This window comes from Polaromonas sp. (assembly GCF_039932935.1).
GTDB lineage: Bacteria > Pseudomonadota > Gammaproteobacteria > Burkholderiales > Burkholderiaceae_C > Polaromonas.
The window spans coordinates 126,057-151,729 of the sequence record NZ_JBDTPB010000039.1; the positions used below are offsets into that span (position 1 = coordinate 126,057).

The 25,673-nt window shown below is 62.4% G+C and carries 27 protein-coding genes; 15 read left to right on the top strand and 12 right to left on the bottom strand.

Annotation, left to right across the window (positions count from 1 at the left end; all coding sequences use genetic code 11):
* Positions 1 to 10: 10 nt before the first annotated feature.
* The 6 genes from ABI546_RS06650 to ABI546_RS06675 form a co-directional block, all read right to left on the bottom strand.
* Positions 11 to 1,123, bottom strand: coding sequence for a zinc ribbon domain-containing protein (locus ABI546_RS06650; RefSeq protein ID WP_348045300.1), 1,113 nt, complete (start codon positions 1,121 to 1,123; stop codon positions 11 to 13).
* Positions 1,124 to 1,196: 73 nt separating this feature from the next.
* Entirely contained in the window at positions 1,197 to 2,027 is an 831-nt protein-coding gene (locus ABI546_RS06655) for a DUF2145 domain-containing protein (RefSeq protein WP_348045302.1), read from the bottom strand.
* A gap of 23 nt (positions 2,028 to 2,050) precedes the next feature.
* Positions 2,051 to 2,509 (bottom strand): hypothetical protein, encoded by a 459-nt coding sequence (locus ABI546_RS06660; RefSeq protein ID WP_348045304.1) that lies wholly within the window; start codon positions 2,507 to 2,509, stop codon positions 2,051 to 2,053.
* 50 nt (positions 2,510 to 2,559) lie between these two features.
* Entirely contained in the window at positions 2,560 to 3,024 is a 465-nt protein-coding gene (locus ABI546_RS06665; protein ID WP_348045306.1) for a YiaA/YiaB family inner membrane protein, read from the bottom strand.
* A 114-nt stretch (positions 3,025 to 3,138) separates the two neighbouring features.
* Positions 3,139 to 5,097 carry an MFS transporter gene (locus ABI546_RS06670; RefSeq protein ID WP_348045308.1) on the bottom strand — a complete coding sequence of 653 codons (1,959 nt, stop codon included), beginning with the start codon at positions 5,095 to 5,097 and terminating at the stop codon, positions 3,139 to 3,141.
* Positions 5,094 to 6,023: a hypothetical protein gene (locus tag ABI546_RS06675; RefSeq protein WP_348045310.1), complete on the bottom strand. Its 930-nt coding sequence runs from the start codon at positions 6,021 to 6,023 to the stop codon at positions 5,094 to 5,096. Before ABI546_RS06675 ends, ABI546_RS06670 begins: the two co-directional genes overlap by 4 nt.
* A 112-nt stretch (positions 6,024 to 6,135) precedes the next feature.
* Here ABI546_RS06675 and ABI546_RS06680 point away from each other — a divergent pair, with 112 nt between their 5' ends.
* Positions 6,136 to 6,867 carry a helix-turn-helix transcriptional regulator gene (locus ABI546_RS06680; RefSeq protein ID WP_348045312.1) on the top strand — a complete coding sequence of 244 codons (732 nt, stop codon included), beginning with the start codon at positions 6,136 to 6,138 and terminating at the stop codon, positions 6,865 to 6,867.
* A 157-nt stretch (positions 6,868 to 7,024) separates the two neighbouring features.
* Here ABI546_RS06680 and ABI546_RS06685 read toward each other — a convergent pair whose 3' ends face one another.
* Together ABI546_RS06685 and ABI546_RS06690 are read right to left on the bottom strand one after the other, a co-directional pair.
* A complete protein-coding gene (locus ABI546_RS06685; RefSeq protein WP_348045314.1) occupies positions 7,025 to 8,314 on the bottom strand; it encodes an FIST N-terminal domain-containing protein in 1,290 nt (429 codons plus the stop codon).
* Between the two features lie 47 nt (positions 8,315 to 8,361).
* On the bottom strand, positions 8,362 to 9,240 hold the full coding sequence (locus ABI546_RS06690) for a PhaM family polyhydroxyalkanoate granule multifunctional regulatory protein (RefSeq protein WP_348045316.1): 879 nt from the start codon (positions 9,238 to 9,240) through the stop codon (positions 8,362 to 8,364).
* On the opposite strand from ABI546_RS06690, the gene ABI546_RS06695 reads away from it, so the two are divergent.
* The 4 genes from ABI546_RS06695 to ABI546_RS06710 all read left to right on the top strand — a co-directional run bounded on the left by ABI546_RS06695 (position 9,239) and on the right by ABI546_RS06710 (position 11,727).
* Positions 9,239 to 9,445 carry a hypothetical protein gene (locus tag ABI546_RS06695; RefSeq protein WP_348045318.1) on the top strand — a complete coding sequence of 69 codons (207 nt, stop codon included), beginning with the start codon at positions 9,239 to 9,241 and terminating at the stop codon, positions 9,443 to 9,445. The genes ABI546_RS06690 and ABI546_RS06695 overlap by 2 nt on opposite strands.
* Positions 9,446 to 9,534: 89 nt before the next feature.
* Entirely contained in the window at positions 9,535 to 9,948 is a 414-nt protein-coding gene (locus ABI546_RS06700; protein ID WP_348045320.1) for a VOC family protein, read from the top strand.
* 4 nt (positions 9,949 to 9,952) lie between these two features.
* Positions 9,953 to 10,558 carry a MarC family protein gene (locus ABI546_RS06705; RefSeq protein WP_348045322.1) on the top strand — a complete coding sequence of 202 codons (606 nt, stop codon included), beginning with the start codon at positions 9,953 to 9,955 and terminating at the stop codon, positions 10,556 to 10,558.
* Entirely contained in the window at positions 10,555 to 11,727 is a 1,173-nt protein-coding gene (locus ABI546_RS06710) for a hypothetical protein (protein ID WP_348045324.1), read from the top strand. The genes ABI546_RS06705 and ABI546_RS06710 overlap by 4 nt, the downstream gene beginning before the upstream one ends.
* 108 nt (positions 11,728 to 11,835) lie before the next feature.
* Here the strand turns inward: ABI546_RS06710 and ABI546_RS06715 are convergent, their stop codons facing one another.
* Complete coding sequence (locus tag ABI546_RS06715; protein WP_348045326.1) at positions 11,836 to 12,831, bottom strand: fumarylacetoacetate hydrolase family protein; 996 nt, start codon at positions 12,829 to 12,831, stop codon at positions 11,836 to 11,838.
* 229 nt (positions 12,832 to 13,060) lie between these two features.
* A complete protein-coding gene (locus ABI546_RS06720; protein ID WP_348045328.1) occupies positions 13,061 to 13,213 on the bottom strand; it encodes a hypothetical protein in 153 nt (50 codons plus the stop codon).
* Between the two features lie 151 nt (positions 13,214 to 13,364).
* Between ABI546_RS06720 and ABI546_RS06725 the strand changes: the two genes are divergently transcribed.
* The 3 genes from ABI546_RS06725 (at position 13,365) to ABI546_RS06735 (ending at position 15,768) form a co-directional block, all read left to right on the top strand.
* On the top strand, positions 13,365 to 14,144 hold the full coding sequence (locus ABI546_RS06725; RefSeq protein ID WP_348045330.1) for a DUF3108 domain-containing protein: 780 nt from the start codon (positions 13,365 to 13,367) through the stop codon (positions 14,142 to 14,144).
* Between the two features lie 153 nt (positions 14,145 to 14,297).
* The gene (locus ABI546_RS06730; protein ID WP_348045332.1) at positions 14,298 to 14,579 is read left to right on the top strand and encodes a DUF3567 domain-containing protein; all 282 of its coding nucleotides are present in this window, start codon (positions 14,298 to 14,300) and stop codon (positions 14,577 to 14,579) included.
* A gap of 328 nt (positions 14,580 to 14,907) precedes the next feature.
* Positions 14,908 to 15,768: a ChaN family lipoprotein gene (locus ABI546_RS06735; protein WP_348045334.1), complete on the top strand. Its 861-nt coding sequence runs from the start codon at positions 14,908 to 14,910 to the stop codon at positions 15,766 to 15,768.
* A gap of 28 nt (positions 15,769 to 15,796) precedes the next feature.
* On the opposite strand, the gene ABI546_RS06740 is transcribed toward ABI546_RS06735, so the two are convergent.
* The gene (locus ABI546_RS06740; RefSeq protein ID WP_348045336.1) at positions 15,797 to 17,137 is read right to left on the bottom strand and encodes an aminotransferase class III-fold pyridoxal phosphate-dependent enzyme; all 1,341 of its coding nucleotides are present in this window, start codon (positions 17,135 to 17,137) and stop codon (positions 15,797 to 15,799) included.
* A gap of 139 nt (positions 17,138 to 17,276) precedes the next feature.
* On the opposite strand from ABI546_RS06740, the gene purU reads away from it, so the two are divergent.
* From purU to ABI546_RS06765, 5 genes are all read left to right on the top strand, one after another.
* Positions 17,277 to 18,125, top strand: a complete 849-nt coding sequence (gene purU / locus ABI546_RS06745) for a formyltetrahydrofolate deformylase (RefSeq protein WP_348045338.1) — start codon at positions 17,277 to 17,279, stop codon at positions 18,123 to 18,125.
* A 5-nt stretch (positions 18,126 to 18,130) separates the two neighbouring features.
* Positions 18,131 to 19,030, top strand: coding sequence for a LysR substrate-binding domain-containing protein (locus ABI546_RS06750; protein WP_348045340.1), 900 nt, complete (start codon positions 18,131 to 18,133; stop codon positions 19,028 to 19,030).
* A 197-nt stretch (positions 19,031 to 19,227) separates the two neighbouring features.
* A complete protein-coding gene (locus ABI546_RS06755; RefSeq protein WP_348045342.1) occupies positions 19,228 to 19,767 on the top strand; it encodes a lipoprotein in 540 nt (179 codons plus the stop codon).
* 38 nt (positions 19,768 to 19,805) lie between these two features.
* Positions 19,806 to 21,017 (top strand): serine protease, encoded by a 1,212-nt coding sequence (locus ABI546_RS06760; protein ID WP_348045344.1) that lies wholly within the window; start codon positions 19,806 to 19,808, stop codon positions 21,015 to 21,017.
* A gap of 274 nt (positions 21,018 to 21,291) precedes the next feature.
* Positions 21,292 to 22,794, top strand: coding sequence for an FAD-linked oxidase C-terminal domain-containing protein (locus tag ABI546_RS06765; protein WP_348045346.1), 1,503 nt, complete (start codon positions 21,292 to 21,294; stop codon positions 22,792 to 22,794).
* A gap of 645 nt (positions 22,795 to 23,439) precedes the next feature.
* Here the strand turns inward: ABI546_RS06765 and ABI546_RS06770 are convergent.
* Positions 23,440 to 24,000 carry a polymer-forming cytoskeletal protein gene (locus ABI546_RS06770; RefSeq protein ID WP_348045348.1) on the bottom strand — a complete coding sequence of 187 codons (561 nt, stop codon included), beginning with the start codon at positions 23,998 to 24,000 and terminating at the stop codon, positions 23,440 to 23,442.
* A 290-nt stretch (positions 24,001 to 24,290) separates the two neighbouring features.
* Here ABI546_RS06770 and ABI546_RS06775 point away from each other — a divergent pair, with 290 nt between their 5' ends.
* Both ABI546_RS06775 and ABI546_RS06780 read left to right on the top strand, forming a co-directional pair.
* Positions 24,291 to 24,869 carry a methylated-DNA--[protein]-cysteine S-methyltransferase gene (locus ABI546_RS06775; RefSeq protein WP_348045350.1) on the top strand — a complete coding sequence of 193 codons (579 nt, stop codon included), beginning with the start codon at positions 24,291 to 24,293 and terminating at the stop codon, positions 24,867 to 24,869.
* Positions 24,870 to 24,914: 45 nt separating this feature from the next.
* Positions 24,915 to 25,619 carry a glutathione S-transferase family protein gene (locus tag ABI546_RS06780; RefSeq protein ID WP_348045352.1) on the top strand — a complete coding sequence of 235 codons (705 nt, stop codon included), beginning with the start codon at positions 24,915 to 24,917 and terminating at the stop codon, positions 25,617 to 25,619.
* The last annotated feature ends 54 nt before the right edge of the window (positions 25,620 to 25,673 follow it).

Genomic DNA, 25,673 nt, shown 5'->3' on the forward strand with positions numbered 1-25,673 from the left:
GCACTTTTTGCTAGCCACCTGGCGCGCCCACGCTGCCTTGTGCAGGTCGCGGCAGGGGGAAAAGTCCGGCTCCTGCACCGCCCGTGCTGCCGGGTTCTCCCACAGCGCCGCAAGCGTGGCAAAAGCGCGCAAAAGCGCTCTTGCGGGTAGTGCACCGGGCGCAATGGTCGAACAAGCCGATGCCGCAATGGGGGCAGAAGTCGATCCCCGGGTTCTTCAAATCCACCGCCCGCTCGCAGCCGGGGCACACACCCTTGGACAGCCGCGTCAATGCGGTGTCGTAGCTCAGTTCCTCGCGGCGCTGCACTTCGGGCAGGCGCTCCGCAAGCTTTTGCTTTTCGAGGTAGCGGTTCAGCGAAATGATGGCCTGCCGCCCCACCAGCACCGTGATCAAAATGCCAACCGCGTAGCGCACGTAGCCGCCGTAGCTCGGAAGGTAGGGCACCAGCTCGACGAAGAAAGCGAACACGGCAAAAAAAATAAAGCCCCAGACAAAAGGCCAGTAGGGGCTCTTGCGTTTTTTCTTGAACAACCAGCCCGCGATCAGCAGCAACGGCAGGGTGAGCGCGAGGCGATAGAGGAAAACGCGCAACTCCACGCGGCGGTATTCGGCCTGGAGCCGCTTCTGGGCATGTTCTTCCATTTCACCGAGCTTGAGGCCTGCACGCGCGGCCGCCTGGCGGGCATCCAGCGCCGCCTGTTGCTGCGCCTCGACCGCCACGCCCGCAGCCCGTTCGCGCTCCTTGAGCGCATCCAGCGCGCGCGTCCGTGAGATCAGCTCGCTGTCCTGATCGGGCTGCTGGGTCGCGTGCCGGGTCGACAGCCAGTTGTTAAAGGTTTCGCGCGCGGCAAGAGAATCGGCCTGCGCAGCGCGGCGTTTGAGCTGCGCCTGGTCCTGCGCCGTCTGCGCATCGCGTTGCGCGCGCTCGGCCGCCTTGATGGTTTCACGCAGCGTGTTGGCGCCGGGGCCCATAAAGTCGTCCAGCGCCAAGCGCTTTTCCACCTTGGGCAGGTCACCCACGACCGTGCCACCCAGGCCGATCAGGAAACCGGCGAACACGAAGGCCACCAGCCAGAGGCCGCGGCGCATCCATTTTTCTGTGAGTCGAAGGGCGTTGGCCATGAGAGCCTCCTGGGTGACTGTGATGAAAGGGTGATGAAGTGGTGACGAAAAAAAAGGGGCAGGCCGGCGCGAATCAGAGCCGGACCACCGTGACCGGCTTACCCGGAACGCTGAGCTGCGCCTTCTGCAGCCACTGGAAGACCGAGTCCACCGTGACGGTTTCAATGCGGTCGGAAAAGCGCTTGTCGTTCGGGTGGTCGTCAAACGCCACATTGGCGGCGCTGACCCGTGCCCCCAGACGCGTCAAGGGGCCCAGGGACAGCACCGTCGGCTCGTAGCCCTTGAACTGCAGCCAGGCCTGCGCCTTGTCGCGGCTGGTGATGCCCGGCTCCATCGCGGCAGCCAGCGTCTCGATGGCCCACTGGTTGGACTGCTGGTATTTGCGGCCCCAGGCGTAGCTCACGAGGCTGTAGGGCTTGTGGTGCATACGCGTGGCGCCGGCCGGGTTTTGCAGCAAGGCCAGCAGCCGCGCCTGAACATCCGGCGTGGGCGCCAGCCAGGCGGCCTCGTAACGCCAAAGGTCGTCGAGGAAAAATTCACCCAGCCCTTGCCGGTAGACGGCCGACTCTGCGGTGCCGCAACTGTTGAGCTTGTGCAGCACATGCCAGGTCTTGCCGCCCTGGCCGTCGGGTACCTGCCAGGCCAGGCCCAGATGCGAATAGCGCACGCCGTATTTGCTGAGGTCTTGCCCGGCGCGCGCCAGCAGCACGACCTTTTCCCCGCTGGCGTTGAGCGAGGCGAGTGTCTTTTCGGCCAGCGCCATGCCGCGCTCCACCGTCTGCGCGGTGGTCTTGCGGGCTTCACAGGATCGCCCGGCCTGAGCCAGCGGCGTGGCAGCCAGCAGCACGGCGGCCGCCAGCAGAACAAGCAGGCGTTTTAACAGGTTCATCTGCGGGATGTTCATCAGATTGCTCCAGTGCGCGCGCATCAGTACGTCAGCCGCTCGTTGTGCAGCAGCGCGCGCCCCAGGGCATTGGGGATAAAGGCAATCGCCTCACCGGCGGCAGACAGCACGATGCCGGCGCCCACCACGCTGACGGCCACCGTGGTGCCCACCACCATCGAAGCGCCGGCCACACCCCGGCCCACGATCTCGATGCTGGCGCTGGCGCCATCAGACGCGCGTTCGAGCACATACACCGTGCCACGCGCTGTGCTCTCGACCGTTTTGACCACCAGCACCGCGCCGGCCGTGGACAACACCACCGGCACCGCCACCACAGCCCCCGCGGCGGCGCTAGCGCCGACCACCACCGAGGCGAGCGGCAAGGCTGACACCGCGCTCAGGGCCGAAGCCTCCGACTGTGCTTGTGCATCAAAAGTGGCCGTAGCACCCGCCAGACCAGCGCAAGCAGCTATCAAATAAGTAGCGAATACGTTTTTCACGGTAAAACTCCTGGAAAAAATTGGGGATCGAGCCACGCAAAAAGGCGGGCTTATTCAGTCGCCGCGTGGCGTGACATGCGGCCGGCCATGCGGGCTTCACTCAGGTCGGCCTCGTGCCGGTCGCGCAGGGTTTTGGCCAGCGTGAAGCTGCAGGTGATGAGGTAGAGCCAGCTCACGCCCAGAAAGGCTTTGTAGGTCTCATTGACTTCCATGCGCCACAGGCCCCAGCCCGTGAGCGACATGGCCAGGAAAAAGCCGCCCCACACCACGAGCTTGAACATCGGCGTGTCGGCCAGCTTGCCTTCGGCCTTGCCCTGCTCCTGGTCACGCACATGCTTGGCCAGCACAAAGGCCGCAGAGAGGCAAAAGAAGTAACCCATGACCATAAACGCGCGGTCCAGGTCTTTGCCGGGCAAGTACGACAAGCCCACGGCGCACAGGAAAACAGCGATCAGGAAAGAAACCCAGACCTGAAGTTGCCAGGGCTTGGAGTCACGGTGTATCAGCGTCTGCATAAAAACCTTTGAGGTCGTTGAGGTGCACGTACTGTGCGCCCTCAAGCTCAAAAATCATGCGTATAGCGATACAGTTTCTTTTAATTCCCTAGTAGGTATCTATTTTCAATACTTTCAGGCATCCAGCAGCGCTGCCACGCGGCTGCGCAGTGCTTCGGGCTGCACCTCAGCCGGGGCCAGCGCGGGGCCGGCGTTCAGCCCGACACGGCTGAACAGGCCGCGCCGGAAAGGCCGCACCATGGCCACGCCTTTTTCGGCGCGGCTGAAGAACGAACCCCAGAGATTGGTGAGAGCCATGGGCACGACGGGCACCTGCAGCCCATCGCGCTCGGCGTTTTCCAGGATCTTCATGATGCCGCCCTTGAAGGCCTGGAGCTCGCCGTTTTTGGTGATGCCACCCTCGGGAAAGATCGCCAGCAAGTCGCCGTCGCGCAGCACCTTGGCCGCCGCCTCGAAGGCGGCTTCATAGGCCACCGGGTCTTCCGCGCGCGGCGCGATCGGGATGGCCTTGGCCAGGCGGAACAGCCAGCCCAGCACCGGCATTTTGAAGATGCGGTGGTCCATCACGAAATAGATGGGGCGCGGGCTGGCGGCCATCAGCAGCACCGGGTCGACAAAGCTCACGTGGTTGCAGGTGAGCACGGCCGCGCCTTGCGCCGGAATGTTCTCGTCGCCCTGAATTTTGAAGCGGTACACCAGGCGCGAGGCGATCAGCGCGATGAAGCGCAGCAGGTATTCGGGCACCAGCATGAAAATGTAGAAAGCCACCACCGCATTGGCCAGGCCCACGAACAGGAAGATTTGCGGAATGCTGAAACCGCTCTTGAGCAGCGCGCCGGCCAGGATGGCGCTGACGATCATGAACAAGGCGTTGAGAATGTTGTTGGCCGCGATGATGCGGGCACGGTGCGTGGGCTGGCTGCGCAACTGGATCAACGCGTACATCGGCACGCTGTACAGGCCCGCAAACAGGCTCAGCAACGCCAGGTCAATCATCACGCGCCAATGCACATGCTGTGACATGAACTCGCCGATGCTCATGACGGCCGCGGGCGGCAGACCGCGCGAGGCGAAGTACAGGTCGATCGCAAACACGCTCATGCCGATGGCGCCTACCGGCACGAGGCCGATCTCCACGTGGCGCTTGCTGAGCACCTCGCACAGCAGGGAACCGGTGGCAATGCCGATGGAGAACACCACCAGCAGCAAAGAGGCGACCTGCTCATTGCCGTGCAGCACTTCCTTGGCGAAGCTCGGAAACTGGCTCAGGAACACCGCACCAAAAAACCACATCCAGCTGATGCCCAGCATGGAGCGAAACACCACCGTGTTTTCTTTGGCGAGCTTGAGATTGCGCCAGGTTTCCGTCACGGGGTTCCAGTTGATCTTCAGGCCCGGGTCGGTCGCCGGCGTGAGCGGGATAAACTGCGAAACCAGCCGGCCGACCAGGGCCAGGGCCACGCAAGCCATGGCCACATAGTCCGGCCCGACCTGGGGCACGGCCACCATCAACCCCCCGACCACCTGGCCGAGCAAGATGGCCACAAAGGTGCCCATCTCGACCATGCCGTTGCCACCGGTCAATTCACGCTCGTTGAGCGCTTGCGGCAGGTACGCAAATTTGACCGGGCCGAAGATGGTGGAATGCAGCCCCATCAAAAATGTGCAGCCCAGCAGCACAGGCACCTGGACGTTGGCGTTGTCGCTCATGAAGCCGACCGCGGCGATCAGCATGATCACCACCTCCAGGTTCTTCACGAAACGGATCACGCGCGTTTTCTCGAACTTGTCCGTCAGCTGCCCGCTGGTGGCGGAAAACAGCAAAAACGGCAGGATGAACAGCGCGCCAATCGCAAGGCCTGCCAAGGCTGGCGGCAACCAGCTCACGCTGAGCTGGTAGGTCACCATGACGGTGAACGCGAACTTGAAGAGGTTGTCGTTGGCCGCGCCCGAGAATTGCGTCCAGAAAAAGGGGGCAAAGCGGCGCTGCTTGAGGAGCGCAAACTGGTTGGGATGGCCGTGAACGGGCGGTGGCGAGACCTGCGGGGCCGTATCAACCGTATCAACACTCATGCTTGACTCCTCTTTTCAGTTGTTGTGCGGCGGGTCTGGCCGGAAGGCCGCGAAGCACGCCCGGCTGCCCAGCCTGTTCTGGATGCTGCACCGGATTCTGCACTGAATTTCCGCGCGGCCAGGAGAGCAGAAACCACAGGCCAGGCGGCGCAGGCAGCGACCACGTGCTTCAGGCTGTGACCCGACACCCAATGACCGCTCCATTCAAAGATGGCGTGGTCACCCAGCTCCAGCAGCTTGGCCAGCGCGTAAATGCCGATCACCAGCATCCAGCGAATGGGCAACTGCCGGGCTGCCCGTGCCACCGGAAAACACGCAAACGCCACGATGAGCGCCATGCCGCCAAACTGCAGCACGGCCCATGGCAACACATTGCCCGACGACGACCACACCGCCACGGACAACGGCCCCAGCACCAGAACCGCCGCCGCCAGCGCAAGCCCCGCCCGGTTGCTGACCGACTGCAGCGCGCCCAGCCCCAGCAAGCCGGCGAAGGCAAACACCATGCCCGCGCGGTCCCAGGCAAGCCCGGCATCAGCGGGGTGCAGGTGGTAGGCCGTTGACACCACGGCCGTGAGCATCAGCCCGCCAAAAAACAGGCCGGCCAGCGCCACCGCTGCGCCGTTGACGGCCCGAACACGCGCCGCGCGCAGCAGCGCCCACCCACCCGCCGCAGCCCACAGGACAAAAGGCAGGTTGCTTAAAACGTCCATGGCATGCGGCAACGGCCCCCAGGCCCGCTGGTCGGCAAAGTCGTGATAGTGAAGGGGCTGGGCCAGCGGCGGGGCCAGCCAGGCGAGCAACAGCAGCAACAAGGCAACGCCGGCGAGCACATACTCACGCCGCTCGGAGGGTTCCGGCCTGCGGGCAAGTCCGCGCGGAAGTGCCACGACGCGGCGATGAGAGATTTTGGGAATGGTTTGCATGTGAGCCTCCTCGGTAAATGAAGCTGCACTGTGGTGGCGGGCGTGATAAAAAGAATTGAATTTCAAGCCGGGTCTGTCCACCTTACCCTCAAGGTACCGATAATCGATACCCATGAGCACCACCGCCGACCTTGTCACTGTCCTCAAAAAAGAACTCAAAGCCGCGCGCATGACGTATGCGGACCTGGCCGCCAAGCTCGGCATGGCCGAATCCAGCGTCAAGCGCATGCTGGCGCGCGGCGACATGCCGCTGTCCCGCATTGACGCCATCTGCCGCGCGTTGAAGCTGGACTTTGCCGACCTGGCACGCCGCATTGCCGACACCCAGCCCTTGCTGGCCGAGCTCACCGAAGCGCAGGAAAAAGCCGTAGTGGCCGACAAAAAACTGTTGCTGGCGGCCATCTGCGTGTTGTCGCAATGGACACTGGAACAGATCACCGCGAGCTACCGGTTGACCGAGGCCGAATGCATCAAGTACCTGGCGCAGCTGGACCGCATTGGCATCATCGAGCTGAAACCGCTGAACCGCTATCGCCTGAAACTGGCCAAAACCTTCCGTTGGCGGCCGCACGGAGCGGTGATGGATTACTTTCGCGAGAACGCCTTGCTGGACTATTTTTCGGGCGGTTTTGACGGCACCGGCGAAGGCCTGCTGCTGGTGCACGGCTCCATCAGCCGCGGCCTGGCACCTTCATTTCTGGAGCGCATGCAACGGGTCGCCCAGGATTTTGCCCAGCAGCACCAGAGCGACCAAAAGCTGGGCGAGAAAGACCGCGACGGCTACACGCTGCTGCTGGCCATGCGCAGCTGGGAGTTCGAGGCTTTTGCCGCCTTGCGGCGTTAAGTTGTTGAACACCCCTGTGGTCGCTCACTGCGTGTATGTTGCCCCCACGTTCGCGCACTTCGTGTCGCTCTCTGCCCCCCGAGGGGGCCGCTGCGCCTGCAGACCGGCAAAGCCGGATCTGCGGCCCCGGCTTGCTTTTAAACCTGAGCGCCTGGAATCACTCCAGCGTCGTGAAGACGGTCAGCACACCGGTGTAACCGTAGAGGTGGTGCCGCGCGATTTCGCCGCCGGCAAAAAAACCAACGAGCGGCACATCGCCCAGCGCGCGCCGCACGATCTGCAGCTCGGCGCTCGGTGCGCCGAAATGGGGGCCGCCACGGCCGGAGCAACTGACATACACCGCACCGGCGATGCGCCGGGCCGCATGCGGCGCCGACTCGGCCTCTGACGCGCTCAAGGCACTGGCGACTTCCAGTGTGACCTCTTCGGGCTCCAGCTCTTCACGGATTTCGGCACAGATGCGCACCAGGTCGGCGCGCGCGGCTTCCACGTTGCGCTCGCAAAAGGCCAGCTTCATGCCCACGGCAGGCACCCCGGCAATGGCAATGCCCTTGCGCGCCGGGTCCAGCCCGATCAGGTGCCGCACCAGGACCTCGGCGCCAAACTGGCCGCGCCGGCCGGCGGCAGAGCCCGCGCCGTCGTGAGGAACGTCGGCCGGCTGGCTCAGCCCCACCAGCGTGGCCCTGACCTTGGCCAGGGCTTCGCGCGGTTCATCCAGTGACACGCCCAGGTCCGCCAGCATCACGTCGAGCGCCGGCTGGCCGTTGAGCTCCGTGACCACATTGGACTCGCAGGCCGTGATGTCGTGGTGTGCGGACACCGGCCTGCAACCCTGGGTGATACGTGACATCAATGCCGCGCCCTGGCCAAAAGCCACGCCGCTCAGGCCCCCGCTGAAAACGCCGCCTGCCGCGCCCTGCCCCTTCACGTTGCCGTGCCCGCTGAGCGCAAACTGCACCGTGCTGGAGCGGCTGGAGGCCAGGCCCCCAAATACATAGCCGCTGCCGGTGCGCTGCGCCAATTCGTCAATCAGCTCGGCGACGTCGGGTGTCGCGGCATCGGCATGCACTAGCGCGGTGTGGGCCTTGAAACGGCCGCTGCTGGCAGAAGGCAGGGGCGACACCCCGGAGAACACGCGGTACTGGTCGTGCGGAAGCTCGCACAGCATGACGGTGAGCGCGGGCTCGTCAAAGTACTCGACGTTATTGGACGCAATGCCCACGCCCACTGTGCCGCTCCAGTCGGTGATGTCGGGCAGTTCGGCACTGAGGTGGTCGAGGATGTCCTGGGCATGCGCGGCGTAATGGTCGGTGATGTAGAGCAGCGCCAGCGTGGGCGACGCGGCATAACCCGGCAGCGCCAGGTAGGCGCGCAACTGCGCCAGCACAAGGCCTGCCGCCATCTGCCATTGCGGATGGGTGGCGTGGCCGTAAGGGAAAAGCTTCATGGGTTCCTGGTGAAATGGGTGAGTTTCGGCCCGTATCAGTGCACGGTCTAGCGCGCTGTCTTGCGCGCGGGTTTTGCGGTTTTAGCGGTTTTACCGGCCGCCTTGCGCGCGGGCGCCTTGGCCTTGGGCTTTGTTTTGGCGGGCGCTTTCCCGGCGGCCGGCGTAGGCCAGGCCTGGCTGCTGCGCAGCGCGGTGTTGATGGCCGCGCGTGCGCCGCCCGCCACGGTTTTGCCGGCCGACTCCGCCATGTTGCGGGCCATGCCCGTCGCCACGCCGGTCGCGGTTTTCATCGCGTCCTTGGCAAGGCCCGTGGCCAGGCTCCGGGTGGTGTCGATGGCGGTTTTTTTGGCGGCGTCCTTCATGGCATCCGCGGCGATGGTCTGGAACTGCTGGGTCAGTGCACCCCACCATTGCATGGGGTCCACGACGCCGGCGGCGGGGGCTGCGGCCGCCCGGCCCTTGGCGGGTGTTTTGGGCGTGCTTTTGGCGGCGGTGTCGCCGGCCTGAAAGCTCGTCGGCGGAATTTCCAGCCCTGAAAACGTCTTGGCTTTGTCGGCGACCCGCTGCACACCGCCCGCCACGCTGTCGGCCACCTTGAGCTTGAAGGCGTTCGCCACATCGCCCATGTTGAAGTTCATGCCCTTCAAGGTGGCCAGCGTCATCTTCTGCACCTCCAGCGCCTGAATGGTCGCCTTGAGCGCCGTGGCGTTCTGGTCCAGCCAGAACTGGACGGCTTTAAGCTCATCGATGCGCTTGTCCAGCTCTTCAACATTCAGGGTGGGCGCTACCCAGTTGCCGAGATTGGGCAACTGCGGAATGCTTTGTGTGGCGCTGCCCGCCGCTTGCTTGGCGAGGTTTTGCAAAAAGTCAAAGCCGGGCACCAACTTGCCAAAACCTGAAAAAGAAGGGTTGTCCGCGTTACTCATGAATGTCTCCTGGCACGTTGTGCATGATTTGCGTCAAGCGGCTGGGGGACCAGCGCACGCCTTCATTGTGCAACGCCGCAGCGACACGTCAACCGCTTTTTGCATCCGGGCGCGGCAAATGCCGTGGCAATCCGGCCACGCGAAGATATTTAAAGAAAAATGGCCGCAGACGTTGATTGACAAGCGCAAGCAGCTATTTATTTGATAGCAACGTACTTCGTCACCGGCACCTCGCCTGCGGCCCGCAGTGGTGCCCCAACCATTTTCAGGGACCATGGCTGCTAAGCTTGCGCCATGAAGAGCCTCTTTCACCTCGCGTTCAATGTTCGCGACCTGGGTACAGCCCGCAGCTTCTATGGCGGCGTGCTCGGATGCGCTGAGGGCCGCTCGGCTCCCACCTGGGTTGACTACGATTTTTTTGGCCACCAGCTGTCGCTCCACCTGGGTGAACCGTTCAAAACGGAACGCACTGGCCGCGTCGGCGACAAGCTGGTGCCCATGCCGCATTTTGGGCTGGTGCTCGCACTGGCCGACTGGCAGCCGCTGGCGCAACGCCTGCAAGCCGCCCGCATTGAATTTGTGCTGGAACCGCAAGTGCGTTTCGAAGGCGAGGCCGGCGAGCAATGGACAATGTTCTTCTGCGACCCCTTTGGCAACCCGATCGAGATCAAGGGTTTCAAGTCGCTGGAAGCCGTGTACACGGCCTGACCCCATGGCCTATACCTTTGCTTCCGCCACGGTGTTGCTGCTGCTGATCACCGACCCGTTCGGCAACATTCCGATTTTTGTCAACGCGCTGAAAAATGTAGCGCCCGAGCGGCGCATGCGCGTCATCCTGCGCGAAGTGCTGATCGCCTTCTTGCTGTTGCTGGCCTTCATGTTCGTCGGAGACGGCTTTCTGCGCCTGATGAACCTGAGCGATCTGTCGCTGCAGATCGCGGGTGCCGTGGTCATGTTCCTGATCGCACTGCGCATGATCTTCCCGTCCGATCAGCCCGAAGGCGCGCCGTTACAGGGCGAGCCGCTGATCGTTCCGCTGGCGATCCCGGCGTTGGCCGGCCCGTCGGCGCTGGCCACGGTCATGCTGCTGGTGTCGCAGGCGCCGGAGCGGCGGCTCGAATGGGTCGCGGCCCTGTGCGTGACCATGGCGGTCTGCGCCGTGGTACTGGTGTTGTCCGAGCGCATCCAGCGCGTGGCGGGCGACCGCGTGATGATGGCGTTTGAGCGGCTGATGGGCCTGATCCTCGTGGCGATCTCGGTCGAGATGTTCCTGCGCGGCATACGGCTCTTCATCACCCAGACCGGGAGCGCCGCGTGATTGCCGGGCATCGCCTGGCCCTGCTGTGCCTTTGCCTGCTGGCCCCGGTCTGGGCGCATGCGATGCAGGACTGCGAAGTCAACGGCGAAAGCGTCAACCCCAATCACGGCGGCACCACCGCCGGAAAGACCGGCATCATGCGCTGCAAGGACCGCGACTCAGGTCAGCTCATGCACGAGCAGGAATTGCAGGGCGGCAAGTTCATGGGCGTGGTGCGTTACTACCGTGAAGGGAAACTGCAGCGCGACTACAGCGTGAACGAGCGCGGCAACCAGCACGGGCGGGCACGCGAGTTCGCACCCGGCGGTCAGGTGTTGCGCGACAGCACGTATGACAACGGTAGCGAAATGGGCCTGGCGCGCGGTTTTCACGCCAATGGGCAACTGCGGCGCATCGTGTTTTACGGACCGCGCCCGGGCGGCAGCGTTGAGCAGGCGTATGCCGAGTTCAACGAAAGCGGCCGGCTCCAGGCCTTGCGCTGCGGCGACAAGCCCCTGCTCGCGCAGCCGGCCGACGATGCCCGATGGTGCGGCTTTTCGGGCGGCGCCTCGCAGGTCGAGCTCTTCAGCGGCAAAGGTGTGCTGAACGGCCGCAGCAGCTACCTGGCAGGCAAGCGCGTTCGCCATGAAACACTGGGCGACGGCGGCAAACCCGACTACCAGGACGAGGTCTCGGGCAGCACACGTACCGAGCGCTACTTCAACAATGCCGGCGTCAAACGGCGTGAAGTCCGGTGGCTGCTGGACAGTCAAACCTCCAGAAATTCATTCAAGGAGCGGGAGCAGGAGTTTGCCGACAACGGCACCCTGACGCGCGACAGGCAATGGTCCGGCGGCAAGCCGGTGAGCGATCAGACTTTTTACCTGAACGGCCAGCCGCGCAGCAAAACCGAATTCGGCGGCGAGGGCGACAGCGCCTGGCTGCAAACCACCGAGTATTTCGACACCGGAAAGGTCTCCGCCACCGGCCGCTTCAGCTCGAACAATCGCTACGGGCAATTGCCACTGGGCACGCACCAGCGCTTCAACGAGGCTGGCAAAGTGGTGACCGAATCCAGCTACGACGCCCGCGGGCGCATCACGCGCGAGAAGACCTGGGACGATGAAGGCAAACCGCTGCGCGACGATGCCGTGTTCGAAGACGGCTCCCGCAAGACTTATTCAAAGTAATCGCCCTGGATCAATCCAGCAGGCCCCGAGGCATCTTCAATCAAGTCGGGGCCGTGGAGCCGGCTTTGCCGGGCCACAGGCGCAGCGGCCCCCTCCGGGGACAGGGAGCTACACGGAGTGAGCGACCGTGGGGGCAATCTTCTGATCGATGGCGCCGAACACAGAGAGCCCGTCCTTGCCTTTTGCTTCGATGCGGATGGTGTCGCCGAATTTCATGAATTCGGTTTTGGGCTTGCCGTCTTCAATGGTTTCGATCGCACGCTTTTCAGCGATGCAGCTGTAGCCGTGGCTCCAGTCCTTGTTGCTGACGGTGCCTGAACCCACGATGCTGCCGGCACGCACGTTGCGGGTCTTGCAGATGTGGGCGATCAGCTGGCCGAAATTGAAGGTCATCTCGGGCCCAGCCTCGCACATGCCGACCTTGCGGCCGTTCCAAGTGCTTTGCAAAGTCATGTGCAGGCGGCCCTTGTCCCAGGCGTCACCCACTTCGTCCAGCGTTACCGCCACCGGGCTGAAGGCTGTGGCCGGCTTGCTCTGAAAGAAACCAAACCCTTTGGCGAGCTCGTCGGGAATCAGGTTGCGCAGCGACACATCGTTGGCCAGCATCACCAGGCGCACGCCTTCCAGCGCCTGTTCGGGCGTGGCGCCCATGGGCACATCGGCGGTCACCACGGCGATTTCCGCTTCAAAGTCGATGCCGAAATCCTCGCTCGCGACCACCACGTCATCGCAGGGGCCAATGAAATCATCGCTGCCGCCCTGGTACATCAGCGGGTCGGTGTAGAAACTTTCCGGCACCTCGGCGTTGCGCGCCTTGCGCACCAGCTCCACATGATTGATGTAGGCGGATCCGTCGGCCCATTGATAAGCCCGCGGCAGCGGTGCCATGCAGCGCGAGGGCTCAAACGGGAAAGCGTGCCGCGCCTTGCCCTGGTTCAGGGCTTCATACAGGTCCTGCAACTGGGGCGACATGAAGTTCCAGTCGTCGAGCACCTGCTGCAGTTTGCTGGCAATGCCCGTCGCATAATGGGCTGTGGAAAGATCGCGCGACACCACAACCAGCTGGCCGTCACGCGAAGAGTCTTTATAAGTGGCAAGTTTCATCGATATCCTGATGGGTGCTGTCGGTTTCGCCGGAAGACCGATTGTGCCGTGACCGGCGACCGGCCTGCGGGCCCGGCCCTCGCGTTACGATCCCTGCATTCATTACGGGCGGATTGCCGACGGGAATCCGAAATTCTAGTCAAGCCATGAAAGCAACCCCAGGCGCTCCCGCCGCAGCACGCAGCAGCCTGCCCCCGCAACGCGCGGGCATGCGCGCTGCCTCTGGCCGCTATCCGTCGGCGGCGCCGTGGCGCGTCCTGGCCGCCTTGGCGGTGGCGGTATTGGGCGCCCATGCGCTGGTGCTGAAATCATCGCCCTTGCGATTCGGCCCTGCCCCCGATGCCGCCAGCCAGCGCAGCCAGACCTTCGTCACGCGCAGCATCGCCCTCCCCCTGCCCGCTGTGGCAGTACCTCCATCTCCCGAGCCACGTCAAAACCCGCCACCTTTAACGAAAAAACCTCGTGTAGCCCAAGATCCGCCTGCGCAACCAGCTATTGATTTGATAGCACAGACACCAACTCCCGGAGCCGTGATGCCCAGCGCTCTGCCGCCGGAGCCGCCGGAGCCGCCGGACAACATGCCCGACCCAGTGGCTCCGGCCGTCGCCAACGCGGCAGTGCCCGCCGCCAGCGCCCCGGCAACGGTCGACTCTGGTCAAGCGAGCGTTGCCGCCGTGGCCTTGCCCGAAAACGCGCGCCTGCAATACAAGATGACCGGCAGCGCGAAGGGGTTGACCTATCACGCCGGTGCCGAGCTGCGCTGGCACTACGACAGCGGCAAGTACGACGCCCTGCTGGAGGTCAGCGCACTGTTTCTGGGCTCGCGCAGCATGACAAGCACCGGACAGGTCGGACCGGAGGGCTTGGCGCCCACCCGCTTTTCCGACAAGTCCCGAAGCGAAGTGGCCGCGCATTTTGAGCCGGACAAGGGACAAATCATTTTCAGCGCCAATACCCCGACGGTCCCGTGGATCAAGGGCGCGCAGGACCGCGTCAGCGTCTTCATCCAGCTGAGCGCCATGCTGGCAGGCAACCCGGCCGGCTTTCCCACGGGGTCCACCATCTCGATCTATACCGTCGGGCCGCGAGATGCGGACACCTGGACTTTCCGGGTGGAAAGCGAAGAAAAACTGGCGCTTCCCTATGGCGAGATGGAGACACTCAAACTCACCCGGCAGCCCCGCCGGGAGTTCGACCAAAAGGTAGAGATCTGGTATGCGCCGTCGTTGGGTTATCTGCCTGTTCGCAGCAAGATCACCCAGCAAAACGGAGACTTCATCGACCAGCAGCTCAGCGCCATCATCAGGGTTTGAAATGCCAACCGCGTTGTTATGACGCACGGCGACGCACGGCTTTATGTGCGGTATTACACGCGTTGCGCGTCTTTGCACGGCCCGTGTTCACTTAATTTCCCCGGCCCTTGAACTTGGCCTCATCGTTGCTATCTGAAGCTAAAGGATCCCACCATGCAAATGCTTTACGACTCAGACTCTTTTGCAGTGATGCAGATTCATGCCAACGCGCCGGAAGAGTCTGCACCGGCACCCACCGTTCCTCAACTGGCTCGCCACGGCTTTGAGATCGTCGACAAACGCTCGGGCAAAGAGGTTTATCTCGACGGCTCCTGGGCTGAAATGTTCCAGCAGCGCCTGAGCGCCTGGGCGCAGAACACACCCACGCAGGAAGAAATCGAAGACACGCTGGAAGGCTATAGCGGCTTGGCTAATACGCCTATGTCGCTTCATTAGGCCCCCACGGTCGCTCACTGCGGGTAGCTCCCTGCCCCCCGAGGGGGCCGCTGCGCCTGCGGTCTGGCGAAGCCAGTCCCGCGGCCCTGCTTGGTTTAAGAGCCCCACGTCGCTCTTTTCCCTCCTCCCTTTTTCTTTTTATCAATCGCTTGGCGGGCTTTCTGCCTGCGTGGTCGCGTCGTCCTGGTAGAACCAGCGGTACATCGGTTCGACCAGTACCAATACTGCTGCCACGCGGGCAGCGACTGGGCAATGCGATAGGGCGAGGAAGGCATGGTGGGGCGAAACGAGGCGGAACAACACCCACTGAAAGCAGTAGTATCCACCGATGCCCTATTTCCTCGCCCCTCGTGCTCTGGCATCCCTTTTATGCGCCACCGCGATGGCTTGTGCGGGCGGTTGCGCGGGGCGGCCCGAGGCGCCCATCCTGCAGGCGCCAGACGGCGAAGCCAGGCAAACATCCACGCGGCTGGAGGCGCTGCTCCCGGCCGACGTTCTGATCCTCGGCGAGCAGCATGACGCTGCGGAGCATCAGGCCATCGAACAACAGGTGGTCGCCGCTCTGGCGGCCAAAGGAGCGCTGGCGGCCTTAGCCCTTGAGATGGCCGACACGGGTGTCAGCACTTCCGCACTCAGGCCCAGCGCCGCCGAACAGCAGGTGCGCAACGCCCTCAAGTGGAACGACAAGGGCTGGCCCTGGACAGCTTATGGGCCCGCCGTGATGACAGCAGTGCGCGCCGGCGTCCCTGTCATGGGCGCCAATCTGCCCCGGGCGCAAATGCCGGCCAGCATGGCCGACAACCGGCTTGACGTGCGCTTAACGGGGCCCGCCCTCAAGGCGCAGCAGCAACTCATACGCATCGGCCACTGCAACCTGTTGCCCGAAAGCCAGATCACGCCCATGACGCGCATCCAGATTGCCAAGGACATCACCATGGCCAACACCTTGGGTCAGGCTACGTTGCCCGGAAAAACAGTGCTGCTGCTGGCTGGTAGCGGCCATGCGGACCGCCTTCTGGGCGTGCCGCAACACCTGCCTTCAGAACTGAAGGTAAAAACTGTTCGGTTGCGCGCAGGATCCTCGGAAAACGAAAAAGCCGACGCGTTCGATGCTGTGTGGGTGACGCCCGAGCTGCCCGAAAAGGACTATTGCGCGGACCTGGACAAAAAGCTGCCGCTCAAACCCTGAGCGGCTTTTCGCATGTCCGTGGAACGCGTCAGGCGTTTTTGCGAATCGCGTCGGCCACCACGTTGACGATGCGGTCTATGTGTTCTTTTTCGACGATGTAAGGTGGACAGACCACGATGTTGTCTGCCGCGGGCCGCACCAGCACGCCGTGGTGGAAGCAGTCCATAAAGATGTCATAGGCTCGCTTGCCTGGCGCGCCAGCGATAGGCGCCAGCTCCACCGCACCCGCCAGCCCCAGCGTGCGAATGCCGATCACATTGGGCAGGCCCTTGAAGGCGCTGTGCATCGCATCGCCCAGCACCTTGCCCATCTGGCCGGCGCGCTCATAGAGTTTTTCTTCCTTGAGCAAGTTCAGTGTGGCAATCGCGGCCGCGCAGGCCACGGGATGGCCTGAGTAGGTGTATCCGTGGAAAAACTCGATGGCATGTTCGGGCGCATTGCTGTTGGCATTCATCATGCTGTCGTAGATGCGGTCTGAGCAAATCACGCCACCCAGCGGGATGACGCCGTTGGTCACGCATTTGGCAAAGTTGAGCATGTCGGGCACGACGCCGTAGTAGTCGGCCCCGAAGCCCGTGCCCAACCGGCCAAAGCCGGTAATGACTTCGTCGAAAATCAGCAGAATGCCGTGCTTGTCACAAATCTCACGCAAGCGTTTGAGGTAGCCCTTGGGCGGCAGGTACCAGCCGGCGCTGCCCGACACCGGTTCGACAATGATGGCGGCCACATTGCTGGGGTCGTGCAGCGGCAGGATGCGGTTTTCCAGCTCCAGCAGCAGGTCCTCCTGCCACACGGGCTCGGCGCCATTGATATAGGCATGGTTGATCGGGTCGTGAATGAAGCGCATATGGTCCACGCGCGGCAGCAGCGCGGCGCCGTAGACCTTGCGGTTGGCCGGAATACCGCCCACGCTCATGCCGCCAAAGCCGACGCCGTGATACCCCTTTTCGCGCCCGATGAACACGTTGCGGTGGCCTTCACCACGCGCGCGGTGATAGGCCAGCGCCACCTTTAATGATGTGTCGGCTGCCTCAGAACCGGAATTGCAGAACAACACCTTGTTCAGGTCGCCAGGCGCCATGCCCGCGATCACTTCGGCCGCCTTGAAAGCCTGGTCGTTGCTGGCCTGAAAGGCCGTGGCGTAGTCCAGCGTGTCGAGCTGCTTCTTGATGGCTTCGTTGATCGGCTTGCGGTTGTGCCCGGCGCCCACGCACCACAGGCTGGAGATGCCGTCGATCACCTGCTTGCCGTCATGTGTCGTGAAATGCATGCCGTCGGCGGCCACGAATACGCGCGGGTCTTTCTTGAAGCTGCGGTTGGGCGTGAACGGGAGCCAGTGGTGCTCCATGTTGAAATTCTGATAGGCCATGGCGGTCTCCTGCGTCGAATAAGATGAAGCTGAATAGCTACAGTGATCCGGCATTCTGGCATCCTTGCCGCAGCCTTGCACCGATCCATGTTGCCCAGGCGGCCCGTCCAGCCGTCTCACCTGCGACAATTCATCCCTTATGAATCACGCTTATATCCTTACCCTGTCCTGCCCAGACCGTATGGGCATTGTTCACGCGGTCTCTGGTTTTTTGCTGCAGAACGGCGGCAACATTGAAGAAGCCGCGCAATACAACGACCACGATACGGGGCTTTTCTTCATGCGTGTGCAGTTTGCCTGCAGCCAGCTCACCCAGGAAGAACTGAAGATCCACCTGGAGGCATTCGCCGCACCCTTTGGCATGAAGTGGAAGCTTCACTCGACAGAGGCGACCATGCGTACTGTGATCATGGTCAGCCGCGACGGACATTGCCTCAACGACCTGCTGTTCCGCTGGAAGTCCGGCATGGTTCCCCTGGATGTACGCGCCATCATCAGCAACCATCGGGATTTCTACCAACTGGCCGCTAGCTATAACGTTCCATTCCATCACATCCCGGTGACGGCGGCTACCAAGGGGCAGGCCGAGGCGAAGCAAATTGAAATCATCGAGGCCGAAGGTGCGGAGCTGGTCGTGCTGGCGCGTTACATGCAGGTGCTGAGCAACGACATGTGCGTCAGGCTATCTGGCCGGGCCATCAATATTCACCACAGCATGCTGCCCAGCTTCAAGGGTGCCAAACCCTACTACCAGGCGCATGAGCGCGGCGTGAAGGTCATTGGTGCGACGGCGCACTATGTAACGGCCGACCTCGATGAAGGCCCCATCATTGAACAGGACGTGACCCGCGTCGACCACAAAGACACCGTCGAACACCTGACCGCACGTGGCAAGGACACCGAAAGCCGCGTGCTGGCCCGCGCAGTGAAATGGCACAGCGAGCACCGAGTGCTTTTGAACGGCCACAAGACCGTCATCTTTAAATAGCAGTCATGGCCACGCCGGCAAGAATTCCACCCATTCAATGCCTGTTGACTTTTGAAGCGTTGGCGCGCCTGCGCAGCGTGACGCAAGCAGCCGAGGAACTTTGCGTCACGCCCAGTGCGGTCAGCCACCGGGTCAAGCAGCTAGAGCAAATCATCGGCACCAAGCTGTTCGGGCGCGCCGATTTTTCGCTGACCACCGAGGGCAGCGAATACCTGGCCCACGTACGAGAAGGCCTGGCCACGCTGCAGAAGTTTCCGGGTGCAGCCGGGCAAAGCGCCACGCCCGGTAAACGCAAGCTGCGCCTGGCGGTCACGCCGACATTCGCGCGCTCCATCCTGATTCCGCGCCTGCGCCAGTTCACCGACGCTTATCCCGAAATCGACCTCACGCTGCAGGTCTCGATTCCATTGCTGGACGTGGTGGCCGAAGACGCCGACCTCATCGTTCGATTCGGCACCGGCCGCTATGCGGACCTGGAGCATGTCTGCCTGAGCAAGGACGAGGTCGCGCCGCTGGCATCGCCCGCCTTCGTGCGCGAGCACGGTCCGTTTGAGGTGGCCGAAGACCTCGACGGCGAAAGCCTGTTGCGTTCTCCCCTGGAACCCTGGCGCACCTGGTTTTCGGCCCATAAACTCGATTGGCCGGAACCTGCTGACGGCTCGCAGTTCAACGACATCGGTCTGATGTGTGACGCTGCGGCCGCCGGCATGGGCATCGCACTCATCCGCCTCAAGCTGGGCGCGCCCTGGCTGGAAAACGGCTCGCTGGTGCGGCTGGGCAGCAAGGGCGTGTTCGCCGGCAACGTTCCCAGCCCGCATGCGCACTACCTGTGCTGGCGCACCGGCACCATGGACCGCTGGGAGTGCGCGGCTTTTGCGGACTGGCTGCGCAAAAGCCTGGGGTAAAAACCAGGGGCAGGACAGGTGACACGGCGCGCGGGCCCAGCGCAGGTTGAGCGGCGCCTATTTCGCGATCGGTTTGATCGCTGCCATCCCGCGGCGCGACTTGGTGGCCGAGCCGCCGATGCTGGAGCCTGCCTCGTAAAAGCCGAATGCTAGACTCGCGCGATTCCGATTCCAACAAAAACACCGGAGGGGTACTGATGCAGATTTTTCGACTCCTTGTCATTGCTGTAGCAATTTTTCTCACCGGTTGTGGGACCAAGGGCCCCCGATACGCCGAAGTCGAGGCGAACTTTCCCACCTTGCGCCCGGGTTATGGCCGTCTGGTGGTTTACCGTTCGGGCGGCCTCGGGGCAGCAGTCCAACCGGACATCAAACTCAATGGCGAACTTGTCGGCAAGTCGCAATCCCAAAGTTTTTTCTTTGCTGACCGCATCGCAGGCAACTACACCGTCAGTGCTCGCACTGAAGTCGAAACGACTCTGGACGTCGATCTGGTGGATGGTGGTACGACCTACGTGCAGACCAGCATCACGGTGGGCCTCCTCGTGGGCCAATCCAGGCTGACCCTTCGAGACGAAAGCACGGCCCTGGAACACCTGCCTCGCCTGGCCTATACCGGCCCAATTCCACTCGTGCCGGGCGTAAACAGCATCGCGGGGCGCAGCACCGATATGCGGACCCGCGCCAGCCCCGTGACGCTCGACGACCTGAGCGGCCTGCTGCCTCCGGCCCGATAAACGAACGCTCCATGAGGTGCACAGTGAGATTTCAATTCATGCTTCGCGGCATAGGCCTGCTTCTAGTGAGCTGGAATGCTCTTGCACAAAATTCGACTCCGAGCGCCGAACAGCTCTTCGAGCGCCTGTCACCCAGTATCTGGATGGTCAAGACTTTTGACGAAGCGGGAAGGCATATCGGCACAGGCAGCGCCGTGGTCATTCAAGCGGGCACGCTCATCACCAATTGCCATGTGCTGGTCAAGGCAAGGAAGGTTGCGGTGACACGCGAGAACGTCTCTTACGGCGCCACCCTGGAACACGCCGACCCCGCGCGCGACCTGTGCCAGCTCAAAGTGGCAAATTTCTATGCGCCGCCAGTCGCCATCGCTGCGGAAACACCGAAGGTTGGCGCCCGGGTCTATGCCATCGGAAATCCGCGCGGATGGGAACTGACCATCAGCGATGGTCTTCTGTCCGGCATCCGTCGTACTGACAATGGTGAGCTCGTCGCGCTGCAAATCACCGTACCCATTTCGCCGGGTTCCAGCGGCGGCGGCCTTTTCGACGCGCAAGGCCGTCTGATTGGCATCACCACCCTTACCCGTCTCGATGCACAGAACCTGAACTTCGCCGTCCCGGCCGCCTGGATTGCCGACGTCCCTGCGCGCGCAGCAGCAGCGCTGGCCGCGCGCAGTGAACGCAACAAACCCGCCGCGGCAACCCAGGCAGGAAATGCGCAAGTCTTCGAGTATCGGCTGCGTGATCGAACCACCGGGCTGACGCAGAACATCAAATACCGGCTGGACCGCATGGACGGAAACCAACTAGTCTTCAATCAGGGAGGCCGGGTGGAGCGGGCCGGCGGCGAGGTTGTCACGCTCGTCAGCGCCATTGCCGGAGAATATGAGTTGGCCATGCCGCCAGGTGGCTGGATCACCAAGACACCGGAGCGCGGGCAGACATGGCGACTTCGGTACGAAACCCGGATGCAAAACCAGCAAATCGGAATGGACATCACGGCGCGCGCAACTGACGAATCGACAATGCGCATCGGCGACCGCGAGTTTGTCATCATGCGGGTCGAGTTCACCGGGTTTACGACACGGGGAATTTCCATCAGGACTAACGCGGCATACACCGCCAATGCGTGGTACGCGCCCGAACTGGGCCGCGTAGTGCGATTTGATGCAAAAACGCGTGGCTCGGCCGGCACCACGTTCTTTCTTGTCGACGAGGCTCTGGAACTATTCGACATTCGCAAGGAGTGACACGAGGGGGAAGTGCGGCGCATTGGCATGATGGGCTGCAGAAAAGGGAAAACCTTCGCCGAGTGGCCGAAAACGTTGTCCAGCCAGCATTTTCGCCCTGAGCATCAAGTCTTTTATACCTCTGGCCCTTTGTTCTCGTGCGCGAACAGCTATCTAATGAATAGCAAATTCGTTTTCACAAAACACCCTCATTTTCTTCACGCCGCCAGCCCCGGCTTTGCATTAAAGTGCCTTCATCACCGGCGAAAGCCGGTTTCATCCCCGGAGGCCACCCATGAACGCATCCGCTGAAGCCTGGCAACAGCACCCGCTTGAACGCCGTGAACGCCAGGTCCAGGTGGTCGGCGCGCTGCAGGCCGCGCTGCCGGCGCACGCGCTACTCTGGAACACCGAAGACACCACGCCGTATGAGTGCGATGGCCTAACCGCCTATCGCCAACGGCCGCTGGTTGTGGCGCTGCCGGAAACCAGTGCTCAGGTCCAGGCCGTGCTCAAGACATGCCACGCGCTGGAGGTGCCTGTGGTGGCGCGCGGTGCCGGCACCGGGCTTTCCGGAGGCGCCATGCCGCACAAGCTGGGCGTCACACTTTCGCTGGCCAAGTTCAACAAGATTCTCAAACTGGACGCGTCCAGTCGCACGGCCGTAGTGCAGGGCGGCGTGCGCAATCTGGCTATTTCCGAGGCCGCCGCGCCTTACGGCCTTTACTACGCACCCGACCCGTCCAGCCAGATCGCCTGCACCATAGGCGGCAACGTGGCCGAGAACTCAGGCGGCGTGCACTGCCTCAAATACGGCCTGACAGTGCATAACGTGCTCAAGGTCAAAGGCTTCACCATCGAAGGCGAAGAAGTCGAGTTCGGCAGCGACGCGCTCGATGCCTCCGGTTATGACTTGCTGAGCATCGTCATCGGCAGCGAAGGCATGTTGGCCGTGACCACCGAGGTGACAGTCAAGCTGATTCCCAAGCCCCAGCTCGCGCGCTGCATCATGGCCAGCTTTGACGATCTGCGAAAGGCCGGCGATGCGGTGGCAGCCGTCATCGCTGCGGGCATTATTCCCGCCGGCCTTGAGATGATGGACAAGCCCATGACGGCCGCGGTCGAGGACTTTGTGCACGCGGGCTACGACCTCACTGCCGAAGCCATTTTGCTGTGTGAAAGCGACGGCACACCGGAAGAGGTCGAAGAAGAAGTCGGCCGCATGATCGAGGTGCTGCGCCGCTGCGGCGCCACCGCCATCGCCGTAAGCCAGAACGAGGCCGAGCGCCTGCGTTTCTGGAGCGGCCGCAAGAACGCCTTCCCTGCTTCAGGCCGCATCAGCCCCGACTACATGTGCATGGACTCCACCATCCCGCGCAAACGACTGGCTGACATCCTGCTGGCGATTGCCGACATGGAAAAGAAATACCAGTTGCGCTGCGCCAATGTGTTCCACGCGGGCGACGGCAACCTGCATCCCTTGATTCTGTTTGACGCCAACGATCCTGACCAGTTGCGCCGCTGCGAACTCTTCGGCGCCGACATCCTGGAAACCAGCGTCGCCATGGGCGGCACTGTCACGGGCGAACACGGTGTGGGCGTGGAAAAGCTCAACTCCATGTGCGTGCAGTTTTCCGCTGAAGAGAACGAGCAGATGTTCGGCGTCAAGCGCGCCTTCGATAGCAAGGGCCTGCTCAATCCCGGAAAGGTTATTCCGACGCTGAACCGCTGCGCCGAATACGGAAAAATGCTGGTACGGGGCGGACAAATCAGCCATCCGGATTTGCCGCGCTTTTAAGCCGTAACCCAACAACCATGAATGGATGAGCGGGCTCGTCGGCCCGTGCTATTCGACGCTCTTGGTCACCGGATTTTGTAGTCATTCAATCCGCACTAAGAGCTGGCGCGAACCTCGGCGTCAGTGTGCGCAGACTTCCTGCGCTCGCACTTTTCGTTACTCTTTGTGCCTGCCAGAAAGCCGTGCTGACGCATCTTTCGTCGTGCACGGTAAGACCATAGCCTCATGCCGGCTGGCGTTACACCTCATTGGCGAGCTTGTGAGCTCTTGTGCGGACGCCTATGAGCAGCAACACTCGGAGTGACTCGCTGCCCAGAATGACTCAAGGAACGACTGAACAGAAAACGAAGTAATGCCGGTTTGGCCGCGACTGGTGGTCATCACCGGCTTGGCGGTCCGCTCAGCGGGCACGTCATTTTAATGCCGCTCTTAGCCTCGCGGAACCGCACAGCCGGGCGCACGCGGTATCGCGCGTACACAGTGTCGTATAGGCTGGAGAGCGGCGTCGGCCTTCACGCGGTTGAACGCAAACAGCCCGCATCCCTTCCCGCTGCGAACAGCGAAAGACGGATGCGGGTGCTCAGGCGAACGCCGGCGAATGCCGGCGAATGCCCCGGCCAGGTTATTTCTTCTTTTAACTGTCTCCTACACTGCCTGCAAACCGGGCTTGGCCGCGCTGGCTGGCTTGGCCGCGCCAAAGAGAATTTCTCCAGAGAGCTGGCCGCCTTCTTCAATGACCAGCTTGCCGTAGCGAATGATGCCCGTGACTTTTCCGGTGGAATAGATCACCAGCTTCTGCCGCACCGTGAGATTGCCATTGAATTCGCCGCGAATTTCCGCGACATCAATTTCTGCGGAGCCCTTGAACGCGCCCTGCTCGGAAATCTGGATCACACGCGAATCCATGGTCGCCTCGACCAGGCCTTCCACGACCAGGGTGTCGCAATCCGTGATCTCCACGCCTTTGAGTTTGATGTTGGGACCCACCGTCAACTTGCTGCCGCCTTCTTTTCCGCTGGCAACCGGCGCTGCGGCGTCACCGATGGCTTTGGCGGCGTTCTGCTGGCTCGTGCTGGAAGACGACTGGCCTGACTGCAACGCGCCGGAAGCGCTGGACGTGCCCGTGGTCCCATAGCCATTTCCCGGGCCGTGACGCAAGCCCGTCGGTGTCTCATTTTCTCGCTTGCCAAAGAACGGTGTTGCCATTGTGAGTTCCTTCAAAAAGAACGCATGGTACGTCTGCACCAACTTAAAAGCTTGAGGGGTGTGCAAGATAGGTAACGAAATTAATTCTTACATTCACGTCGCATTCCTCAAGCAACAGCGGCGTGCGCGCTTGCGCACGGCTGGTTCCAGACGCTTCATGCATAGACTGTGGCTCTCGCATGAATGCGGACGTTTCGTGTCCTGATTGGCGCGAGACGTGCGCATAAAAATCCCGGCGCATCGTCGTTAACCCCTTTAATCTGAAAGTCGCGTGTAGCATCTCCCACACCATGCCCACTGACAGCGAAACTCACGCCTATTCACTGTTCGACACCGCCGTTGGACAGTGCGCACTGGTGTGGAACCCGCATGGGATAGCGGCTGTACGTCTGCCCGAAGGTACCGCAAGCCGAATGCTGTCCCGGCTTCAAAGGGAATTTGCCCAGGCCATTAACGCTGCGCCGCCGCATGACATTCAACAGGCCGTCGACGCCATGACGGCTTTGCTGGCCGGAGAGGCCTGCGACCTGCGTTTTTGCGCGCTGGACCTGCGCCGCACACCTCCATTTCACCAGCGGGTCTATGCGATCACGCAGGAAATTCTTCCTGGAAAAACCAGTACCTACGGAGACATTGCCGCGGCACTGGGCGAGCCGGGCTCGGCGCGCGCCGTGGGTCAGGCTCTGGGGCACAACCCCTTTCCCATCATCGTGCCCTGCCACCGCGTGCTGGCAGCCGGCGCACAGTCGGGCGGATTTTCCGCGCCGGGCGGCGTCTCGACCAAGCTGCGCATGCTGCTGATTGAAGGCGCCGAAATCGGTGGCGCACCTGGATTGTTTGATCGCGAAACACCGCCTTCCACAACATGACACGCTTGACACGCTAAAACTCATCAACATAAAGCTCGCCAACCCATGCCTCACACCCCCGCAGAAACTACCCCAACCATCCGCCTCTATTCAGCGCGCCTCAGCATGTTCGGCGCCAAGGTTCAGATTGCCGCGTTTGAAAAAGGCATCGCACTCGATCTCGTCATGGTGCCGTTCACGCAGACCGAGGGTTACTCACCCAAGCACCCGGAGGTCGTGCGCATCAACCCAAAAAAGCAGGTGCCGGTGCTGATAAACGGCGACCTCGAACTATTCGACTCGACGCAGATCATGGAGTACCTGGAAGATCTTCAGCCCAAGCCAGCGCTGTGGCCCACCGACATTACCGACCGCGCACGGGCCCGCCAGCTGGAGCACAAGTCGGACGAAATCTACTTCCCCCACATCATCCGGCTCATGGGCCTGCAGCACAACCTGAGCGACCCACAGGCCGTCGCCGCGATTGCCGGCGCGCGGGATTTCTACGCGCAGCTTGAAACCCTGCTGCAAGGCCGGGAGTTCATGGTGAAAAACTTTTCGTTTGCCGACATCGCGCTTTACATGGCGATGTTGTTTGGCGAGCGCCAGGGAGCGCCCCTCACACCGGCCACACCGCTATTGCTGGCCTGGCGGGACAAGATGAGCGCGCGGCCCTCGGTGCGGCACGCAGTGGTGCCCATGGCGGAGTACCTGCTGTCCATTGGCTGGCCATTGCCTGCCTTCATGGCGGCCATGTTGCACGCGGGCTGACGGCAGAGCCCACACCTGACGTGGGTGCTGCAGGAAAGGCCAGCAAAAAGCGGC

Excerpts from the sequence above, each read along its gene's own strand:
- ABI546_RS06650 (WP_348045300.1), bottom strand. The coding sequence starts at position 1,123 with ATGGCCAACGCCCTTCGACTCACAGAAAAATGGATGCGCCGCGGCCTC.
- ABI546_RS06655 (WP_348045302.1), bottom strand. The coding sequence starts at position 2,027 with ATGAACATCCCGCAGATGAACCTGTTAAAACGCCTGCTTGTTCTGCTG.
- ABI546_RS06665 (WP_348045306.1), bottom strand. The coding sequence starts at position 3,024 with ATGCAGACGCTGATACACCGTGACTCCAAGCCCTGGCAACTTCAGGTC.
- ABI546_RS06670 (WP_348045308.1), bottom strand. The coding sequence starts at position 5,097 with ATGAGTGTTGATACGGTTGATACGGCCCCGCAGGTCTCGCCACCGCCC.
- ABI546_RS06675 (WP_348045310.1), bottom strand. The coding sequence starts at position 6,023 with ATGCAAACCATTCCCAAAATCTCTCATCGCCGCGTCGTGGCACTTCCG.
- ABI546_RS06680 (WP_348045312.1), top strand. The coding sequence starts at position 6,136 with ATGAGCACCACCGCCGACCTTGTCACTGTCCTCAAAAAAGAACTCAAA.
- ABI546_RS06685 (WP_348045314.1), bottom strand. The coding sequence starts at position 8,314 with ATGAAGCTTTTCCCTTACGGCCACGCCACCCATCCGCAATGGCAGATG.
- ABI546_RS06695 (WP_348045318.1), top strand. The coding sequence starts at position 9,239 with ATGAATGTCTCCTGGCACGTTGTGCATGATTTGCGTCAAGCGGCTGGG.
- ABI546_RS06690 (WP_348045316.1), bottom strand. The coding sequence starts at position 9,240 with ATGAGTAACGCGGACAACCCTTCTTTTTCAGGTTTTGGCAAGTTGGTG.
- ABI546_RS06700 (WP_348045320.1), top strand. The coding sequence starts at position 9,535 with ATGAAGAGCCTCTTTCACCTCGCGTTCAATGTTCGCGACCTGGGTACA.
- ABI546_RS06705 (WP_348045322.1), top strand. The coding sequence starts at position 9,953 with ATGGCCTATACCTTTGCTTCCGCCACGGTGTTGCTGCTGCTGATCACC.
- ABI546_RS06715 (WP_348045326.1), bottom strand. The coding sequence starts at position 12,831 with ATGAAACTTGCCACTTATAAAGACTCTTCGCGTGACGGCCAGCTGGTT.
- ABI546_RS06720 (WP_348045328.1), bottom strand. The coding sequence starts at position 13,213 with ATGCTGCGCGTGACGAAGGTCTGGCTGCGCTGGCTGGCGGCATCGGGG.
- ABI546_RS06725 (WP_348045330.1), top strand. The coding sequence starts at position 13,365 with ATGCCCAGCGCTCTGCCGCCGGAGCCGCCGGAGCCGCCGGACAACATG.
- ABI546_RS06730 (WP_348045332.1), top strand. The coding sequence starts at position 14,298 with ATGCAAATGCTTTACGACTCAGACTCTTTTGCAGTGATGCAGATTCAT.
- ABI546_RS06735 (WP_348045334.1), top strand. The coding sequence starts at position 14,908 with ATGCCCTATTTCCTCGCCCCTCGTGCTCTGGCATCCCTTTTATGCGCC.
- ABI546_RS06740 (WP_348045336.1), bottom strand. The coding sequence starts at position 17,137 with ATGGCCTATCAGAATTTCAACATGGAGCACCACTGGCTCCCGTTCACG.
- purU (WP_348045338.1), top strand. The coding sequence starts at position 17,277 with ATGAATCACGCTTATATCCTTACCCTGTCCTGCCCAGACCGTATGGGC.
- ABI546_RS06750 (WP_348045340.1), top strand. The coding sequence starts at position 18,131 with ATGGCCACGCCGGCAAGAATTCCACCCATTCAATGCCTGTTGACTTTT.
- ABI546_RS06755 (WP_348045342.1), top strand. The coding sequence starts at position 19,228 with ATGCAGATTTTTCGACTCCTTGTCATTGCTGTAGCAATTTTTCTCACC.
- ABI546_RS06760 (WP_348045344.1), top strand. The coding sequence starts at position 19,806 with ATGCTTCGCGGCATAGGCCTGCTTCTAGTGAGCTGGAATGCTCTTGCA.
- ABI546_RS06765 (WP_348045346.1), top strand. The coding sequence starts at position 21,292 with ATGAACGCATCCGCTGAAGCCTGGCAACAGCACCCGCTTGAACGCCGT.
- ABI546_RS06770 (WP_348045348.1), bottom strand. The coding sequence starts at position 24,000 with ATGGCAACACCGTTCTTTGGCAAGCGAGAAAATGAGACACCGACGGGC.
- ABI546_RS06775 (WP_348045350.1), top strand. The coding sequence starts at position 24,291 with ATGCCCACTGACAGCGAAACTCACGCCTATTCACTGTTCGACACCGCC.
- ABI546_RS06780 (WP_348045352.1), top strand. The coding sequence starts at position 24,915 with ATGCCTCACACCCCCGCAGAAACTACCCCAACCATCCGCCTCTATTCA.